Source organism: Microcoleus sp. MON2_D5 (assembly GCF_036701905.1).
Taxonomy (GTDB): domain Bacteria; phylum Cyanobacteriota; class Cyanobacteriia; order Cyanobacteriales; family Microcoleaceae; genus Microcoleus.
Genome location: NZ_JAUBRM010000061.1, coordinates 1 through 18724, shown reverse-complemented (window position 1 = coordinate 18724; position 18724 = coordinate 1). Strand labels below are relative to the sequence as shown.

Below are 18724 nucleotides of genomic sequence, written 5' to 3'. Positions count from 1 at the left end.
CTATGCCCGAATAGTGTAATCGTTGCGATCCGAATCAAAATTAGGATTATAGTAGGAATCTCCTTGCTCTATATCCATTTCCCAATGATCTAGGAGCAACATTCTATCTACTGAATCGTCATATCCTTGCCGCCTTACAGGTTCGTGGGAAATTAAAACTGCTCGTGGGGTCAAAATAATTCGCTTGCCATCTTTTTTCAGACGCAGACATAAATCAATCTCTTGAAAGGACGCAAAAAAGTGTTCGCTAAAACCTCCTATCCTGTCAAATTCACTTTTCTTAACCATCATACACGAATCGGTTACGGCTGATACTTCTCTGGCACAAACTAAAGAGCCTGCATAGCCATCGGAATTGGAAGGAAAACCTTTCATAACCCAATTAACTGTACTTTTATCGCCTAAAACTAGACCGGCGTGTTGTACAACTCTGTCGGCGGAAAGCAAGAGCGACCCCACTGCACCGACATCAGGCTGTTCAGCGTAGTAAAGAAGGTGTCTTAGCCAATCTTCAGTTATAATTTCAGCGATATCGGTAATAAAAACAAGGTATTCACCTCGTGCAGATTTTGCTCCTAAATTGTAAGCGCGAGCGGGTGTAAATGGCTGCTGCAATTTAAGGGATTTAACAGATATTGGATTTTGCCCGTTCAACGATTTAGGGGTATCTGCTGTTTCACTTTCAACCACCAAAACTTCAAGATTAGGATAAGTTGACTGGGAAATGATATTTTTTAAACAATCTTCCAGAGGTACATCGGCATCTTTAACAAGCATAATAATGCTGACAAGAGGATTCTGATTTCTGGGTAGCGGGTTGATATTCACCCTGTGTCCGCCTACCCCCGGTTCCGCTTTCGCTGGCAAACCCAACCGCTGCAAATGGGAATTAACAGCCGCTTGCTGCAACGGCTCAATTCCGGCTTTGGCATTAATATCTCCAGCAATGCTTCCCCGAATTTTTCGCCAGTGGTAGAGCATCTTAGAAATATGCCCAATTTTGTTGGTTCCTTCAGAAATTCGCAACAGAAATTCGTAATCCTGAACGCCATCATACTCGCTCTTAAATCCCCCGACAGCTAATGCTAATTCTCTGCGGACACATAAAAGGTGTCCTGCATACATGACTCCTCGAAAATATTCGGGAGACCAATCTGGTTTAAAAAAGGATTCAACATAGTCAAGGCCAGAAAAGTCAATCTTATCTTCGTCAGAGTAAACAGCATCAAACCCTTCCGAAAGCTTGTCTAGGCTGTCTTGCAAAGCTGTTGGAGCTAAAGTATCATCGTGATCTAAGAAGCAGACGTAATCTCCACTTGCCATGTTGAGAGCGTGATTAGTAGCTGCACTAATTCCACCAGGCTCTGTGAAAGCAATTTTAATTCGCGGGTGTTTTTTAGCTAAGTCTGCCAAGACACTGCGAATTTCTGGAGTTTTAGATCCGTCATCAGCAATGCACCACTCCCAGTCTGCTATTGATTGAGTGAGGACGCTCAAGGCTGTTTCGACAAACCAATCTAAAGAGGAATTCCAGGTTGGAGTAATGATACTTATTTGAGGGGTGGTCGTGTTAGTGAAAGGAAGTTGTGATTCAATGACCGGGTTGAGAATCTGCCAAAATTTTTCGACACTTACTTCAGAGAGTCCTAATAAATTTGGGTAGTAAGATTGCAGGTTTTGAGCGTTGTTGTTATCCAGTTTGCTTTCAATAGGAATTATTGGCTGAGGAAGGGCTGCTAACCCTGAATTTACTGGTTGCACTGGAGACGGTAAACGCCCTAAACCTGTCTGAATTTGTTGTAAATAAAAACGTGATCGTTCTAAATCGGCTTGAATTTTTTGCAATTTGGAAATTGCTGGTTTTTGGATCGCAGGTTGAGGGAGTTGCTGTTGAATTTCGGGTTTTTCTAATACGGGGTCAGGCACACAAGATAGGCAATATTCTATTGCTTTACCTTGACTATCTTTGAATAAGGGAGTTAATTGTATTGGAGCGTCCCGAAACTGCTCCTGCTGAGAATTCAGGGGTATTCGCAGGCTAAATCTAGCGTTTTCTGCATTTTCTATATTGGGATAAGCCTGCTTAACATCAGGACTGGCGATGCCGAGAGTCAAATCAAAGTCTGCAAACTCTTGACCGGCAATTAAAACTTTAAAACCGTCCACCGTTCCAGCATTCAATGAGACCGCCCATCCGTCTAAGCGCAATCCTTGGTTGTCGATCACAGCTACATCAACATTGCCTAAAGCTGGTAGAATTTCAGTTGGTTCGAGACTTTTTTCTTGATGTAAAACAGGCAAGCTCTGAATTTTTTTATCATTTCTTTTCTGCACCTTGATCGATCGCGTTTTCTCTACAATCACAATATCTTGCATACTGGTAAAGCAGCTTCTTCCAGACCAATAGCCGTAGTATTTTCCTGTCACCTCTAAGCCACTGTCTTCCATCCACTCTAATAGTAAGGCTTCTTTGTAGCCGATCGCGCTCTCCGGCACAGCCAAATCGTTTGTAAAGCAATCTTCCAGTTTATAGCTAATATCCAGAGTGCTAAGACCCTGCGCGATCGCTAATTCTGATTCTTCATTCAGCAGAAAACAGGTACAAAAACAACGACCGCCTAGTTTGAGCACTCGGTTAATTTCCTCCAAATAATGCTGCACTTCCTGTGCTTGCATATGAGTAAAAACAGAGGTGAGGAAAATAAAATCAAAACTTTCATCGGCATAAGGAAAGATGAAGTCTACTGCTTGTACCGTTCCGGTGGGGTTGTACATCTGGTTATAGATGTTTACGGGGCGGAACTTAAAGTGAGGAAAACGAGGAGTAATGTTTTGTTGAGCCCAGTCAATCAAACTGCCGATAATATCAAAGCCCTCGTAGCTTCCAGGTCGTTTCAAGTAGTAGGCTAAACCATAGGCTAAGCGGCCAACTCCACAACCGATATCAAGAACGCGGTCTGTGGGAGCCAGCCCCCCCATTTGAATGAAATAAGCTAAGAAGTAATAGGCTACCTCGAAATCGCTACCCACCAACGCGATGTATTCTTCAGTAGGTTTCGGCAGAGAAGGATTTAAAGCAGTGATTAGAAGATTGCCTTCGCACCCATTAAATAGGGGGGTTACAATAACTAATGAGTTGCTAAAATGCCACTGAATGATAGGTACTTCAATGCTAAATCGAGCATTGCCAGCGCTATCCAGGTAAGGGTAAATTTCTTGAATATCTGGGCTGGAAATGCCCATAGTTTGCTCAATTTTGTGAACCTCTACGCCGGCGATGGAAACTTTAAAGCCACTTACTGAGCCGGAATTGAATGAAGCTACCCAGCCATCTAAGCGCAATACTTGATTATTAATTGTGGCGAGGTCTAGTCTACCTAAAGTTAGTATCGGTTTAGTTGTTTTTAGCATTTTGTTTATTTATTCAATAATTACAGGTTAGTGAGTAGATGCTCCCACAATCCTATCCTATTACCCCCTGGCTTTGACGGCAACTGCCTGTCGCACCAACTGTTTCCACTCAGCAGAGTTGGTCAGCGACTGGATATCGATTCCGCCTTCTTTCTCTAAAGAAAACTTGGTAAAACTCTCTAACCAGTTTAAGATTGTTTCCGATTTTGGAAAAGGCGTACATTTCAAAGATTCCTGCAAACACTCTTTCATTTTGCTCAGTTCACCACTGTGATAAGCATACCATGCCTCCCACACAAGGAGTTGGTAATGTGTCTTACTTTGTGCCTCTTGCTCTCTAGCAATAGCTTCGCTCAAAAAACGCGAGTGCGCCAATTCCTTTTGAAATTGGTAAGATTGAGATTTTTGTAGATTTAATTCACTATTAACTTTATGCAGTTGAGACTTCAATACCTCTACTTCCCGCTGAAACTCACTTATTTGGAATAGTGACTCTTCTAATGCTTGCTGAGTTTCGTGCAAGAGACTTTCAGATTGCGTTAAATCCTCCTGAGTTTCACGCAGCGCATTTTGAAACTGCTTCATAATTACCTCAGTTTTGTGCAATTCAGCCTGAGATTGCTCCAAAACTACCTCAGTCTGATGCAGCTTTCTCTCTGATTGTTCTAATTGCTCTTGAGTTTCATACAACAGAGACTGTGATTGTTCTAAAGCTTCCTCAGTTTTGTGCAATTGCTCCTGAGATTGCTCTAAAGCTTCCTCAGTTTTGTGCAATTGCTCCTGAGATTGCTCCAAAACAGTCTCCGTCTCATACAACTGAGCCTGGGATTGTGCTAATAAACCTTCAGTCTGTTGGAGTTGGGCCTGGGATTGTTCTAATAAATCCTCAGTATGAAGCCACTTAGTCTCAGATTGTTCTAATTGCTCTTGAGTTTCATACAACTGAGCTTGGGATTGTGCGAATAAACCCTCACTTTGTTGAATTCGAGCCTGGGATTGTTCTAATAAACCCTCAGTCTGATGCAGTTTAGTCTCAGATTGTTCTAATTGCTCTTGAGTTTCATACAACTGAGCTTGGGATTGTTCTAATAAACCCTCAGTCTGTTGAAGTTGAGACTGGGATCGTTCTAATAAATCCTCAGTCTGTTGAAGTTGAGACTGGGATTGTTCTAATAAACCCTCAGTCTGTTGAAGTTGAGACTGGGATTGTTCTAATAAACCCTCAGTCTGTTGATGTTGAGACTGGGATTGTTCTAATAAACCCTCAGTCTGTTGAAGTTGAGCCTGGGATTGTTCTAATTGTACCTCTATGGAGCGCAAATGAGAGTAGGTTTGCTCCAAAACCGCCTCAGTCTGGTGGACTTGAGATTGAGACTGCTGTAAGGCAACTGTACCAAAAACATCTTGCTCTCCAGCCAGCTTAATTAAATCTGAAAAATCAAAAGAATATTTCTGCTTTAACTTTTGAGCCAGTTCTTTCTGGCTATACATTTGATATAAAATATCAAAGCAAAAGTATCTGTGAGCAGGATTGCTATGTCTAATCGCAAACATAGCAATAATAAAGGGAGCCAACTCTACTTCAATATCTTTTATATTTAATCGCGACTCTATTCCCTCTATTCTTGCACTTACAGGAAATATATCTAAAAATATATTTAATGTGTCTGGACTAATATAGTTTTTCAGAATCTGACTAAATTCCAGATGATGTCTCATCTGAGTCTCTGGTTTATTTCCGCTCGCATTCGCTTCCTGCAAACGAATCCGAAATTTTACTAGGGACTCTGGCATAATAAAAATTTCATATTTTATGCAGAGCCGTATCCAAAAATCAAAATCTGGCAATAGAGCAAACCGCTCGTCATATAAACCGATATCATCATAACAATGCTTGCGAATTAAAATACTTGGATGGCACAAGCAGTTTCCATTAAAAAAGAAATGCCTTAACCACTCAAATCTAGTTCTATTAGGTTGTATAAATACTTGGCTGTAAAAATGGTTTTCTTCTGTGATTTTTTTTCCTTCCTCATCTATAATTTGGGCATAGCCAAAAATAGCCCCCTTTTCTGGATGTTCATCTAAAAATTTAACCTGCTTTTCGAGTTTCTCTGGCATCCACGCATCATCAGAGTTGATCACTGCTATGTATTCACCTTTTGCCTCTTGTATACAATTATTCATCGCTGTACAAGCGCCCTGATTTTGCGAAAAGCAAAATAGTTTAATTCGCGGATCGTCAAATCTTTTCATTACATCTACAGTTCCATCGGGCGAACCATCATCGGTAATTATAAATTCCCAGTCTTGATAAGTCTGGCTTAAAACACTTTCAATCGTTTCTGCTACATACTTCTCATGGTTATAGGAAGCCATGACAACTGATACTTTTGGCATAATTTCTTTCCCTTTAAAATTTTAAAAGTGGATCCCAATACTTTAGAAGCATTTTTTAGGCTAAATTAAAATAAGACGAATTGAACAGCATTGATTATTATAAAGAAGTTCAGATATTTGTCTCCCCTAATTTAACTAATTAAGCAAGAGGTAAACTTTCTAATTTCCCTCTGATTTTTTCACCCTGTGCAACGACTAACCCGATTATCTCACAGATTTGACTAATTTCGCATAACCCCACTGCCGTACCTGTGGGTAGCAGTAACACCCGTTGCACCAGTTTATCTGTTTCTGGCAACAGTAGTCCTGCATGGGGAAAGTAAGAGCGATAGGGTTCCATCTGATGACAACCTGGATAGAAATAGCGACGAGCAAGTACATTCTCCTGAGAAAAAATATTTATTAGTTGGTCGCGAGTAATTTGAGTTAGAGACTCATCAACTTCGAGTACAATGTATTGATAATTACATCTTTCTGTTTCTCCGTAAGTGAATAAGGAAATGCCAGGAATGCCAGCTAGTTCATGCTGATACTGCTTGTAATTGGCATAATTGATAGAGATAAAGTCATCAAGACTCTCCAGGGAGGTTAATCCCATTGCAGCCGAGACTTCGCTCATTTTACCATTAGTGCCGATGTAAACAACATTATCATAACCAGCAAAACCAAAGTTTTTCATCAAACGTATTTTAGCAGCTAGTTCGTCGTTATTAGTAACGATCGCGCCGCCCTCGAAAGTATTGAAAAATTTGGTAGCATGGAAGCTGAACACTTCCGCCTCACCAAAGTTCCCAATCATTTGTCCCTTGTAGGAGCAACCAAAGGCATGGGAAGCGTCAAACATCAACTTGAGGTTGTGTTTCCGAGCAATCTCGGTTAAGGCTTCTACATCACAAGGTTGCCCCCACACATGAACTCCTATAATACCAGTGGTGCGAGGCGTAATCATTTCCTCGACTCGCCAAGGGTTGAGGGTGTGGGTGCGAGGGGCTACATCGCAAAAAACGGGCGTGATTTCTTGCCATTGTAAAGCATGAGGTGTCGCGATGAACGTAAAGGAAGGTACAATCACTTCACCAGAAAGCCCTGCTGCTCTAATTGCAAGTTCCAGCGCTACTGTCCCGTTACAGGTGGCGATGCAGTGCTTGACCCCTAGCAAGCTACTGATTCGCTGCTCTAATTCTTGTACATAAGGGCCGTTGTTGGTTAGCCATCTCCTGTCTAGGATATCATTGATGCGTTGGAGGAGGGAGGCGCGATCCCCTATGTTAGGCCTTCCTACATGGAGTGGTTCGTTAAATGCTGGCTTACCACCCAATATGGCTAAGTTTTCTAAGTTAGATTTTTTTGTCATCATTAGAGTAGAGTGTCTAATTTTTAAATAGCACTAAATTTTAAATTTTAACGCTGGTTTTTTGGGAGGTAATTACCTCTACCATCATACAATTCTTGACGCAACTGAGCTTCTAATTCTAAGATTTTATCTTGAGGACGGGTCTTAATCGCCTTAGCTGGAGAACCAAAATATATTTTCCAAGGTTCGCAATCTTTCGTCACTAAAGAATTAGCACCAATAGCAGCACCTTCACCAATAACAACTCCGGGCAAAATCACTGTATTTGCGCCGACAATTGCGTGTTTTTTTATGTGAACAAACGAGCGAGTAGGTAGACGATAAGGCTCAGGTACAGATGGGTTAGTTAAGCAACCACCCGAATAGTCTTCATTTCCTGTATAAACTCTAACTCCTCCTGATAACCCAGTAAAATCTTCCATCACTAACTCACCGCCACCAGTAATTGAGGTAAACGAAGCGATGTGAATAAAACTACCAATTCGGGTACTTTTGCCACCCATGATAAAAACAAAATCATCAATAATTACGGAGTCACCTATAGCAATAACTTCAGGGGATATAATTTTAGCATTGGGCCAAATAATCACATCTTGACCGACTTGTGCTAATTCTAATTTGTAGGGTTGATTTGTCATACCAATTAATTATTTTTCTCCCTCACAGATAAGTAAAGAGTCTTTACGAGTTTCTAGGTTTCTTAATTCGGGTAGGTCGCTATTTCCCCAATCAACATCTCTAATTATAGTAAAACCGGCTTCCCGTAATCGGCGATGTAACTCCTCTCGATCGTACAACCACTGATGTCCCCACCACCGAAAAGAAATATTAAGCATCTCGGCACGAGTTTTAATAAATTGATATTCTGGCCACTTTAACCAATCTTGATCTCTCCAGTTTCCCAAGTAAGACTTTTCAATTATCAGATCCAAAGATGGCATAGCTATCCGCATTACAGCTCCTGATTTCAGCACTCGGTAACATTCTTTGAGAAAGTTTAAACCGGCTTCTGCTGATAGATGTTCTAAAAAGTGTTCCTGGTGAATTAAACTACAAGAATTGTCATCATAAGGTAGCCCTTGGGTAATATCTAATTCTAGGTCAGTAATCCCAGGATGAAGGCTCTCATCTATATTTATCCATCCTGCTAGTTTAACTTTACCACATCCTATATGTAGTTTATGTTCAATCAATTGTCTATCGGGAAAAGATGAATTGATTTTATGACTAAATTGTAAACCTGATTTTACTTGTTGTAAATAAGAGTCGGAGCGCTCTAAATCTTCCCTAATCTGCTGTAACTTATCATTAAACATTTGGCCCACTCCTCCTGATTATTGGCTTTTATTTAAGTGAGGGAATTTTGTTCTAACTGGAGAAACATCCAGGAATTTACAGAGTTGGTCATAAGATCCTTCCGAAGCCGTGTTAATTACTAAAAGTGCATCACTCCTGTATCTAAAATATTCTCTAACCATTTGATTATGAAATTCATAGACTTCAATATATCTCGATTGATCGTATAAACCATACTCATCAGCATGGAAAATATATTTACTGGCTTCTGCCATCCAACCTTGATAAACATAACTTGCTGACTCCAAATCTTCCCATGAGAAGGTTTTGCCTTGACTGAATAGTTTACCGTGAAAGCGTTTAATAGATTCAAACCATACTTGGCTATTGTCTCTAATAGTTAAAATAAATTTACTCTTAGGATAATATGTATCTAAAATTTGAAACGTATAGGGCAAGCTAAAAGGTATATCTTTGAAACACTGATAGTCATAGCAAAAATCAATTAATTTGTCAAACCTTCTTTCAGCCCAGTCTTTTAACATCATTTCGGCTGGAAGCTGAGGTGCAAACGGAAATCCTAATTCAATCAGTGCGGCTTTCGTAGATTCAGTTCCAGTTTTGTTCATGCCCACACAAAAAATTTTGTTATAATTGAATTGAATTGAATTGAATTGATGCTTTCGAGTTTTTAATTTCTTGTAACCAAGAGCGCGACCGCTCCAAAGTTTCTTTAATCTCTTGTAATTTTTTTAGATCCATTTCAATGATTAACTGTTTCAAATTTTGCGAATCTCAAGTGGTATGAAAAATATACGACAAGTATCTATCGCCATTCACAAAAAAAATTTTTTCTTCCTAAGGGGATTTATTTCCTTGAAAGCTGCTCAATAAAAATTAGCTTAAACTCGAGCGAGGTACTTCACTGTCATCGCCACTTAAAAACAATCATTTCCTCAGCCTGCTTAAATTCTATATCAAACAAATCAAACACCACCTCCCTCCCCAAAAGTATTTCCTCACAAAAATAACTTTGTGTCCAAGCTACAGGAGCCGTAAAAGTATGACCATCCAACTCCATTTCAATATCTCGTAATAGATATTCGATGCTGCCACCAACTCCCTCAGCTTTACTGATAATCTCTCCAGCACTTGTACTTAAACCCAAATCTTCGCCAAGCTGCTTAGTGATTAAGCTGAGTTCAGCTCCCGAATCCACCAGCATTTCGACTCTTTCGGAGTTTTGAACTTTTAGATGCAATTCATATCTTGGCTGCCAATCGTGAGATTTTAATGACCTCATCCTGACCGGATAAAACCTGACTGGTTCAATAAACTCGCTTTCAAATATGCGACCGATGACATAACTTAAATTGGGTGTATCAGCAGGAATCCCGTCCTTCATTTTTCGATAATCGCGATCGGGACTAATCACCCCTTTGTTAGTATAAGCTATCCATTCACCTCGATATTTTTTCAACTCTCGGCGATGGGCTTTATACCACTCCTTAGCTGTTGCATATTCTGCATCCATATTTCACCTCATAATTTTCCCTCAAATCATCCTCGCTTCCACCATCATCCGCACCACATCAGGCATCTTATACTTCGCCTCCCAGCCCAATTTTTCTTTTGCCTTAGCCGGATTTCCCCTCCCAACTGCAATCTCCGTCGGTCTGTAAAGACTCGCATCGGTTACTAAATGTTCCTGCCAATCCAAACCCGCAGAAACGAACGCGGTCTGCACAAACTCTTCCAAAGGATAACTTGCACCCGTGGCAATTACATAATCGTCCGGTTGATCCTGCTGCAACATCAAATACATCGCCTCCACATATTCCGGCGCCCAACCCCAGTCCCGCTGCACTGAAATATTTCCCAAATGCAGTTTTTCGGAACTGCCCGCAGCAATTCGGCACACAACAGATACAATTTTTTGGGTGACAAACCTCTCCGGCCGCAGCGGCGACTCGTGATTGAACAAAATACCAGAACACGCAAACAAATTGTACGCTTCCCGATAATTCGCTACTTCCCAAAATGCCGTTGCTTTCGCCACCGCGTAAGGACTTCTGGGGCGAAAAGGCGTATTTTCATCGGCTGGATTGCCTCGGGTATCCCCAAAACATTCGCTGGAACTGGCGTTGTAAAGTTTGATTTTTCCCCCTGTAAACCGAATTGCTTCTAAGAGATTCAATGTGCCTGTGGCAATGCTTTCGAGGGTTTCTACGGGCTGTTCAAAAGACAGACCGACGGAACTTTGACCTGCTAGATTGTACACCTCATCTGGCTCTATTTTGGCAAGCACTTGCAAGACGCTGCGAAAATCGTTGAGCGACATGGATTCTAGTTTTACTCGGTCTCGGATGCCCAAACGGGCCAGGTTTCCGAAACTAGACATTTGGGCGTCCCTGGAGGTGCCACAAACTTCATAACCTCGATCGAGTAACAGTTTAGCTAAATAAGCTCCGTCCTGACCTGATATACCACTAATTAACGCTTTTTTCATACCACATTTTGCTTCCAAAACTCTACCGTAGCTGTTGCTATTTTTTCAGGTTTTTAACTTTTATAGCCGGAATTTTTATTTTTTTAATATTTGGGGTTTTCGGAGAACTTAACTAAAGCAATTTTAAGCGCTTACTACAAACAAACAACAAATTTATCATTAAGCAGCCCCGAAAGCCCGATCGTAGTATTATGGCAAAAAGTTCGATAGCTGGGAGTAGCAGCTTACCAATATCGTAGGGACAGGGCAGTCCCGTGTCCCTACGATATTTCATCTTCTACTCGCCAACTATCAACTGCCAAAAGTCTCTACCGCTCGAAAACAGAAATAACCAGTCAGCTAGAAATCGACTCAAAAGTACAAAATATTAGCCTTTTTTACCTTCTGCCGAATGACTAAAGCCTTCTGCCTTCGGATACTAGGCTTCCCAACGTTCGGCGACCAATTCAGCCAAGTCAACCACCCGCTGACTGTAGCCCCACTCATTGTCGTACCAAGCCAACAGCTTCACCATGTCGCCATCCATCACCAGCGTCAAGCTGGAATCCAGAATCGAAGAAGCATCACTTCCGCGATAGTCGCATGAAACTAAAGGCAAATCGTTGTACTCCAAAATCCCTTTCATGGAGCCAGAGGCAGCTTCTTTGAACACTTGATTTACTTGCTCGGTAAAAGTCTTTTTCTCTACCTGAGCCACAAAATCAACTACCGACACATTAGGAGTCGGGACGCGCATGGCGATACCGTTTAACTTGCCTTTCAATTCCGGAATCACCAAAGCCACAGCTTGGGCTGCTCCGGTAGAAGTCGGCACAATATTCATTGCTGCCGCCCGGGCCCGCCGCAAGTCGCGGTGGCTGGCATCCAGCAAGCGCTGGTCGCCAGTATAGCTGTGGGTAGTGGTCATCATACCTTTGACGATGCCAAAATTTTCGTGCAGCACTTTCAGTACAGGAGCCAGACAGTTGGTAGTACAGCTAGCATTGCTGATGACTGTGTAGTCACTGTGCTTGTAGTTGTGGTGGTTGACTCCCATCACATAAGTGCCAACTTCAGAACCCTTGCCGGGAGCGGTAATTAGCACTTTTTTAGCGCCGGCAGTGATATGCTTCGATGCACCAGCTTGGTCAACGAAGACGCCGGTCGATTCAATAATCAGATCAATACCCCAATCTTTCCAAGGCAAGTTTAGCGGGTTGCGATCGCTCACGCATTTAACTGTCTTGCCGTTGAGAGTAATGGAATTTTCATCCGCACTGATGTCCACATTCTTCAACGTTCCCATCATGGAATCGTATCTCAGCAAGTGAGCATTACTTCTGGGATCGGAAGTGTCATTAATAGCTACCAACTCTAGCTGGCTGTTTTCTCTGCCCAGCCAGCAGCGCGCAAAACTGCGCCCGATACGTCCAAAACCATTGATCGCGACTCTAATCACCTTGTACCTCCTAACGATGGCAGCCTCTAGCTCAGGCTTAAATTTTGAAAAAATTTAAGAATTGACTTATGAGACAAGATCATATCGCAAAGGTCGATCCTTTCTAACTTTTTGTGTCGATCAAAAAAGCTTGAACTTTTCTAGAAGGCTGAAATTGCAAGACCGAAGGCATTAGGCTTTCTGCCGCTGGTTACTGGTAAAGCTGATGGGCTGCAATATAAGTCCCGACAACTTCCGGGACTAAGTAGCGGAGGTCGATCCTTTCGGCGCAGCAGCGGCGGATGTGGCTCGACGAAATCTCGATCGCAGGCATGGAAAGCACCTCCCAGCGAATCTCCACGTCCAAAAGAGCCATTTGTTCGGCAACTCGTCGGCCCACAGCATTTGCCTGAACCTGCATCCTGTCCCCCGCGGAAGTGAGGGGTTTTCCACCCGGACAATCTCCCCACTCAGACAGTTCCCCAATCTCCCCGCTTTCTGCAGTCTCTCGATCTCCCTGAGTCGGACGTGGGGCCACCAACCAGTCGCACAACCCGGCAATTTCGCCGCATCGGTGCCATTTGGGCAGAGTAAGGAGTGCGTCACTACCAATAATCCAGTACCAGCGATGATCGCCTGGATACAATTTTTGCAAATACAGCAGGGTGTCAATCGCAAAACAACTGTCGGAGGGATTTGCCGACTGCGGCGAAATTAGGAAGTCGGGGCGATCGCCGATCGCCAGAGCGAGCATTTCCCGCCGCTGCTCAAAACTTGCCAAATCCGGGCGCCACTTGTGAGGAGGAGAGCGATCCGGTACCCAAATGACTCGATCGAGAGCAAATTGACTCGCAGCCGTCTCGGCTACCAACACGTGACCCCAGTGAACCGGATCAAAAGTCCCCCCCAAAATCGCTATTTTCCCCATATTTCCCCAAAATCAGGATTAATACAGACATCGCGCCAATTTTATGTTTATACACTTTTAACCATAAGCTCGTTTATTAGAAAACCCTCGCTTCACATTGGGGACAAACCCTTGGACGACCCTAGTTTCGACGATCGTCCCGGACGCTAAAACCGATTTTGTTAACCCCCTTTATTCGTTCAAACCTTCAACCCGAGTTCAAAAACCCGGTTCTGAACGTCGGAGTGGTTCCGGGACTCGGTGATTAACCTTGCCAATATTAATCCCAACTTGTTTTGATTGCGCGATCGACCCCCTGAGCATTTGTGGGTTGGCGGGTCAAAAAGTTTTGACAGTAGATATACTTTTTAGCGCAGTGGTAAAAACTTTCAGGGCTGCCAAGACGGTTCATCGGCTTCTCGATCGAGCCCATGATTTGGTTGGCTCAATGGCTATTCGACTATTCCGACTAACTACATAACTTATATATACAATATAGTAAAAATATATACTATAGCTGCGCTCGTGTCAATCTCTGACTTGGCCGAGAAAATGACCGTAAAGGTAGATTTATGACTGTAAAAGGAGCGAAATTTGGTCATACGTGGTAGTGTTTGTAAATCCTTATGGGTTTTACCCTCAATCTTGGTAGAAAGGTTGTGGGGCTTTTGCTACCGTATCCGAGCACAGCAGGCGGATAGAAATAGAAAGAATGCAGGAGTATGCAAGCACCCAAAATTAGTCTGTTGGGCCAGACCCCAGACCGCGTTTTCTGTTACCTGTTATTTTCGAGCTGTGACTGTTCCGGAAAACTACTCGGTACTAAGTCATATAGGATACAAGACAAACATCTCTACAAGTCCCGCAAATCTAGGGACGCGCAGAGAATTTTGTACAAAATCTCTAGCGAACTGTATCCTGAAAAAACAATTCTTGATATGATATCGCGTGTTATTGGCGTGGTGTGGTGTGTGAGGAGCGAAGATGCCGAGTTCTGTTGATTTCAGCGGTAGACCATTTCATTTCATCGGCATTGGTGGGATTGGGATGTCAGCCCTAGCCTACATTCTAGCTAAACGCAAGTTGCCTGTGTACGGCTCCGACATTAAATCGAGTCACATAACCGAGCGCTTGCAAGGAATGGGAGCTCATATTTTTTGGAGTCAAGACGCCAGCAATTTTGAACTATTTCAAACGGCCCTCAACGGTAGCAGTCCCGACCGCGCGCAACAGGAAAAAACCGTATCCTCGGCAGTCGCGGGTACGGTAGGGACTTCTGTTGCGACAGCCAAAGCTCTCCAATTGAACGGCAACGGTTCAAGCGCCCAAGCAATTCCGGGATTGCCTCAAGTAGTATGTTCGACGGCTATTCACCCAGCAAATGCCGAATATCGAGCTGCTTTAGATTTAGGCTGTCCGATTTTTCATCGCTCGGATGTGTTGGCAGCGTTAATTCAAGATTACCAAAGCATAGCCGTAGCGGGGACTCACGGCAAAACTACTACTAGCAGCTTAATCGGCTTCATGCTGATGGCTGCGGGTCTAGACCCGACGATCGTGGTAGGAGGCGAGGTAAATGCTTGGGAAGGCAATGCCCGTTTGGGAGAAGGCCCCTACTTAGTTGCCGAGGCTGATGAATCCGACGGTTCTCTCGTCAAGCTGGTTGCCAAAATTGGCATAGTGACGAATGTGGAACTGGATCATCCAGACCATTACGATACCCTGGACCAGGTAATAGACACATTTAAGGTGTTTGCCCAAAACTGTCAAACCTTGGTGGGCTGCATTGACGACCAAATCGTCAAAGACTGCCTTCAGCCTCATGTCAGTTATAGCTTGCAGCCGGACAGGGGTGCTGACTACACGGTTTCGGGCGTGGAGTACGGAGCAGAAAGCACCAAGGCACGGATTTGGGAGCGAGGAACTTTCCTAGGGGAAATCGAGTTGAAGTTGCTGGGCACACACAATCTCAGCAATGCACTAGCTGCGGTAGCAGTAGGCCGATTGTTGGGGTTAGAGTTTTCGGCGATTGCCAAAGCGATTGCTGGCTTTGAAGGAGCTCGCCGCCGTTTTGAGGTACGGGGTTTTCACAATGAAATCCTGTTTGTGGACGACTACGCCCACCATCCTAGCGAAATTCGCGTTACCTTGGCGGCCGCTCGCTTGCGTATCGAAGGTAGCGAAAAAAATCCCAAATCCCGAAGAGTGGTTGCAATTTTTCAACCCCACCGTTACAGCCGGACTCTGACATTTTTGCCAGAATTTGCTCAATCTTTTGGGGATGCTGATTTGGTTGTGGCTTGCGATATTTATAGTGCTGGGGAACCAAATTTAGGAGAGATTAGCGGGCAGCAGGTTGCTGATTTGATTGCTAAAGAAGGCCGACAGGTTGAGTTTGCGCCTTCTCTGGAGTCAGTCACTAAGTTTTTAACCCAAAATCTGCAAGCGGGGGATTTGGCTCTGTTTTTGGGGGCTGGTAATCTGAATCAGATTATTCCAGAGGTTATGGCTTTTTATCAACCAGCCGATCGCCCCGATTAGCTCGCCAACTGAGTAGAGTCGATCGACATTATGGCGTTGCACGTTGTGCCGAAACTTCTGTCGGGCGGCTCGCTCAAAGCGGCCACATAAGTTAGCTAAATGGATTTTCAACCACGTCTTTGAGCGAAGGTATTTTTAAGGATTTTCAAGATGGTGACTATCTCGAATGACTCCTCTGTTAAGGACAATCGGCGAGTGTATTCTCCTATTTCTTTGCGGGGAACTGATTGCAAGATTAACTCCCAAGTTTCGCTGGCGGGTCTGACTTCCTTCCGAGTCGGCGGCCCTGCCGAGTGGTACGTTGCTCCCCGCAGTATGGAGGCTTTGCAAGCGAGTTTTGCCTGGGCACACGATGAAGGGATGCCGGTGACTCTGCTGGGTGCGGGTTCTAATTTGTTGGTGAGCGATCGGGGTTTGTCCGGTTTGGTCGTCGCCACTCGCTACCTGAAACAGGTGAATTTTAATGCAGAAACAGGTCAAGTGACAGCGGGGGCGGGAGAGTCAATTCCCCGCCTCGCTTGGTTGGCGGCTAAACGGGGCTGGAAAGGTCTAGAATGGGCAGTCGGCATACCGGGTACAGTGGGAGGGGCTGTGGTGATGAATGCAGGCGCTCACAGAGGCTGTACTGCTGATATTCTAGTCAACGCTCGCGTCCTATCCCCTGGTGGTAAGGTGGAAATTCTGACTCCTCAAGAGTTGGAGTACCGCTACCGGACTTCGGTGCTGCAAGGGGGCGATCGGCTAGTAACAGAAGCGACTTTCCAATTACAGCCGGGATTCGACCGATCGCAAGTAATGGCAGAAACTAATGACCATTTCAGCCAGCGGCGGACAACTCAACCTTACCACTTACCGAGCTGTGGCTCAGTCTTCCGCAACCCCGGCCCCAAGACGGCAGGTTGGTTCATCGAACAAGCGGGACTGAAGGGATATCAGATCGGTGGCGCACAAGTGGCTCAGCGCCATGCTAATTTTATTCTTAACTGCGGGTCGGCAACGGCCAATGATATTTTTCAAGTGATCCGCCACGTTCAACAGCAAGTCGAGCAGCGGTGGTCGCTGTTGTTGGAGCCAGAAGTTAGAATACTGGGAGAGTTTCCCTTCTAAGGCATCATTGAAGTAATACGGAAACGGCAGACTGCCAGCCCACACACCATCACAAAGTAGCTATGACAAAATCAGGACAAGGATTTGGCTTCGGCCTGGGAAAAATGAAAGAACTGACTGAAGCTTTCAAAAAAGCTCAGCAGGTTCAAGAAGGAGCTAAAAAGCTCCAAGAAGAGTTGGATGTAATGGAAATTGAGGGAACTGCCGGCGGCGGCTTGGTCAAGGTTTTTCTCAGCGGCAACCAAGAACCCCGCCGCGTGGAAATCTCACCGGATGCCCTCGGTGAAGGTGCTGATGTGGTTTCTGAACTCGTCACGGTGGCGATGCAGGATGCTTACGCTAAGTCTACGATGACGATGCGGGAGAAAATGGAAGAACTCACCGGTGGACTAAATCTCCCCGGTTTCGGTTAATCATGAGTCATCAGTCATTAGCGGTTAGCTATCTGTGTTTAAAAAGGAATCTATAGCTAATGACTGATTGATTTCTATCAAGCACGAAAATTTTGGAAAAAGGGGAAAGGAAAAATTTTCTTTCTTCTTTCCCATTAAAAATTACCAATTACTAATTATCAATTAAATGTCTTATAAATTATTGTTTGTCTGCCTCGGAAACATCTGCCGATCGCCCTCAGCAGAAAATATTATGAATCACTTAATTAAAGAAGCGGGTTTGAGCGATCGTATCACCTGCGATTCGGCCGGAACTGCTAGCTATCACATTGGCAGCCCCCCTGACAGGCGGATGGCATTGGCGGCAAGGAAGCGAGACATTGAATTGCTAGGCGAAGCCCGCCAATTTGCCAGGAAAGATTTTGAAAATTTTGATTTGATTCTGGCCATGGATCGGGAAAATTATCGCAATATTCTTGCCCTGGATGCGGCTGGAAAGTATAAAGATAAAGTGCGACTGATGTGCGATTTTTGCCAGAAATACGACCTTAAAGAAGTGCCTGATCCTTACTACGGTGGCCCGGAGGGATTTGATCGAGTAATTGATTTGCTGCTGGACGCTTCAGAGGGTTTGTTAGAGTACGTAGTCAGTCTGAAAAAATTAACAGTTGGCGGTCAGCAATCAATTTAAATTAAAAAAGTGCCTTTTTCCGCCCGAATATTAGCAATGCTGTAGGGGGGACAACGCTAACAAAGCTCGTAACTAGGGATATCACAGTTGTTCCCGCTCCTCCTCCCAAAATGATACTGGGTGACAAAGAAAAAGTTAAACTTGTCAATACAAAATGGGGAGAATTGATACTCAAAGCAGCAATTGGCAGCAAAATAGATGGATACCAAGGCATTAGCCAAGGTGTAGCCAACAAAAACAAAGTGAGAGTCGTCCATCCAATATCTGATACCAAATTAATTTCCGAATCTTTTTTGCGGAATAATGATTTAATTAACGTCCCTGCATAGTAAAAAATCCAGCTTAAATACGCAAAATATTTGAGGAATGATAGAATACTTTCCCTAGTTTCAACACTTACATTGGGCAAAAAATCCATAAATAAATTGATCGCATGGTGAAACGATCGAGCAGTCGCCCCGGCGGTTCCCGGATTTAAAAGACTTCTCCAAGCTGAAACTGTGGGCATAAATGTATAAGTTATCACCGCGATAATTAATAAAGAAAGCAAGACTGATGCTGCTAAATCTTTCCACCGACGCTGCTTGCAGAGGAAAGCAAAAACTAAGGGCAACCAAATTATCTGGGAGGGTGACAAAGAGGTCTATGAAATAGACTGGATAAGGGTTGCAGCCCGCATACCTTGTTGATAAAAGCGGC

General features: G+C 43.8%; 15 protein-coding genes. 4 read left to right on the top strand and 11 right to left on the bottom strand.

What is annotated here, in order from left to right:
• The 10 genes from QUA47_RS21385 to nadD form a co-directional block, all read right to left on the bottom strand.
• Entirely contained in the window at nt 1-3411 is a 3411-nt protein-coding gene (locus QUA47_RS21385) for a glycosyltransferase (protein ID WP_333432232.1), read from the bottom strand.
• A gap of 60 nt (nt 3412-3471) precedes the next feature.
• Nucleotides 3472-5811 carry a glycosyltransferase gene (locus QUA47_RS31055; RefSeq protein WP_445302536.1) on the bottom strand — a complete coding sequence of 780 codons (2340 nt, stop codon included), beginning with the start codon at nt 5809-5811 and terminating at the stop codon, nt 3472-3474.
• A gap of 139 nt (nt 5812-5950) precedes the next feature.
• The gene (locus QUA47_RS21375) at nt 5951-7168 is read right to left on the bottom strand and encodes a DegT/DnrJ/EryC1/StrS family aminotransferase (RefSeq protein WP_333432230.1); all 1218 of its coding nucleotides are present in this window, start codon (nt 7166-7168) and stop codon (nt 5951-5953) included.
• 44 nt (nt 7169-7212) lie between these two features.
• Nucleotides 7213-7803, bottom strand: a complete 591-nt coding sequence (locus tag QUA47_RS21370) for an acyltransferase (protein ID WP_333432229.1) — start codon at nt 7801-7803, stop codon at nt 7213-7215.
• 9 nt (nt 7804-7812) lie between these two features.
• Nucleotides 7813-8481 carry a methyltransferase domain-containing protein gene (locus QUA47_RS21365; protein WP_333432228.1) on the bottom strand — a complete coding sequence of 223 codons (669 nt, stop codon included), beginning with the start codon at nt 8479-8481 and terminating at the stop codon, nt 7813-7815.
• A gap of 18 nt (nt 8482-8499) precedes the next feature.
• On the bottom strand, nt 8500-9096 hold the full coding sequence (locus QUA47_RS21360; protein WP_333432227.1) for a sulfotransferase: 597 nt from the start codon (nt 9094-9096) through the stop codon (nt 8500-8502).
• 293 nt (nt 9097-9389) lie between these two features.
• Nucleotides 9390-9995, bottom strand: coding sequence for an aspartyl protease family protein (locus QUA47_RS21355; protein ID WP_333432226.1), 606 nt, complete (start codon nt 9993-9995; stop codon nt 9390-9392).
• A gap of 21 nt (nt 9996-10016) precedes the next feature.
• Nucleotides 10017-10970, bottom strand: a complete 954-nt coding sequence (locus QUA47_RS21350; protein WP_333432225.1) for a GDP-mannose 4,6-dehydratase — start codon at nt 10968-10970, stop codon at nt 10017-10019.
• Between the two features lie 418 nt (nt 10971-11388).
• On the bottom strand, nt 11389-12408 hold the full coding sequence (locus QUA47_RS21345) for a type I glyceraldehyde-3-phosphate dehydrogenase (protein ID WP_190656404.1): 1020 nt from the start codon (nt 12406-12408) through the stop codon (nt 11389-11391).
• A 190-nt stretch (nt 12409-12598) separates the two neighbouring features.
• The gene (gene nadD, locus QUA47_RS21340; RefSeq protein ID WP_333432224.1) at nt 12599-13315 is read right to left on the bottom strand and encodes a nicotinate (nicotinamide) nucleotide adenylyltransferase; all 717 of its coding nucleotides are present in this window, start codon (nt 13313-13315) and stop codon (nt 12599-12601) included.
• 963 nt (nt 13316-14278) lie between these two features.
• Here nadD and murC point away from each other — a divergent pair.
• From murC to QUA47_RS21320, 4 genes are all read left to right on the top strand, one after another.
• Nucleotides 14279-15835: a UDP-N-acetylmuramate--L-alanine ligase gene (murC, locus tag QUA47_RS21335; RefSeq protein ID WP_333432223.1), complete on the top strand. Its 1557-nt coding sequence runs from the start codon at nt 14279-14281 to the stop codon at nt 15833-15835.
• Between the two features lie 150 nt (nt 15836-15985).
• Nucleotides 15986-16942, top strand: coding sequence for a UDP-N-acetylmuramate dehydrogenase (gene murB / locus QUA47_RS21330; RefSeq protein WP_190656399.1), 957 nt, complete (start codon nt 15986-15988; stop codon nt 16940-16942).
• 62 nt (nt 16943-17004) lie between these two features.
• Complete coding sequence (locus tag QUA47_RS21325; RefSeq protein WP_006634273.1) at nt 17005-17355, top strand: YbaB/EbfC family nucleoid-associated protein; 351 nt, start codon at nt 17005-17007, stop codon at nt 17353-17355.
• 166 nt (nt 17356-17521) lie between these two features.
• Nucleotides 17522-18025, top strand: coding sequence for a low molecular weight protein-tyrosine-phosphatase (locus QUA47_RS21320; protein WP_333407537.1), 504 nt, complete (start codon nt 17522-17524; stop codon nt 18023-18025).
• 1 nt (nt 18026) lies between these two features.
• Here the strand turns inward: QUA47_RS21320 and QUA47_RS21315 are convergent, their stop codons facing one another.
• Nucleotides 18027-18638 (bottom strand): hypothetical protein, encoded by a 612-nt coding sequence (locus QUA47_RS21315; RefSeq protein WP_333432222.1) that lies wholly within the window; start codon nt 18636-18638, stop codon nt 18027-18029.
• Between the last annotated feature and the right edge of the window lie 86 nt (nt 18639-18724).

Excerpts from the sequence above, each read along its gene's own strand:
- QUA47_RS21320 (WP_333407537.1), top strand. The coding sequence starts at position 17,522 with ATGTCTTATAAATTATTGTTTGTCTGCCTCGGAAACATCTGCCGATCG.
- QUA47_RS21325 (WP_006634273.1), top strand. The coding sequence starts at position 17,005 with ATGACAAAATCAGGACAAGGATTTGGCTTCGGCCTGGGAAAAATGAAA.
- QUA47_RS21350 (WP_333432225.1), bottom strand. The coding sequence starts at position 10,970 with ATGAAAAAAGCGTTAATTAGTGGTATATCAGGTCAGGACGGAGCTTAT.
- murB (WP_190656399.1), top strand. The coding sequence starts at position 15,986 with ATGGTGACTATCTCGAATGACTCCTCTGTTAAGGACAATCGGCGAGTG.
- murC (WP_333432223.1), top strand. The coding sequence starts at position 14,279 with ATGCCGAGTTCTGTTGATTTCAGCGGTAGACCATTTCATTTCATCGGC.
- QUA47_RS21370 (WP_333432229.1), bottom strand. The coding sequence starts at position 7,803 with ATGACAAATCAACCCTACAAATTAGAATTAGCACAAGTCGGTCAAGAT.
- QUA47_RS21355 (WP_333432226.1), bottom strand. The coding sequence starts at position 9,995 with ATGGATGCAGAATATGCAACAGCTAAGGAGTGGTATAAAGCCCATCGC.
- nadD (WP_333432224.1), bottom strand. The coding sequence starts at position 13,315 with ATGGGGAAAATAGCGATTTTGGGGGGGACTTTTGATCCGGTTCACTGG.
- QUA47_RS21365 (WP_333432228.1), bottom strand. The coding sequence starts at position 8,481 with ATGTTTAATGATAAGTTACAGCAGATTAGGGAAGATTTAGAGCGCTCC.
- QUA47_RS31055 (WP_445302536.1), bottom strand. The coding sequence starts at position 5,811 with ATGCCAAAAGTATCAGTTGTCATGGCTTCCTATAACCATGAGAAGTAT.
- QUA47_RS21385 (WP_333432232.1), bottom strand. The coding sequence starts at position 3,411 with ATGCTAAAAACAACTAAACCGATACTAACTTTAGGTAGACTAGACCTC.
- QUA47_RS21375 (WP_333432230.1), bottom strand. The coding sequence starts at position 7,168 with ATGATGACAAAAAAATCTAACTTAGAAAACTTAGCCATATTGGGTGGT.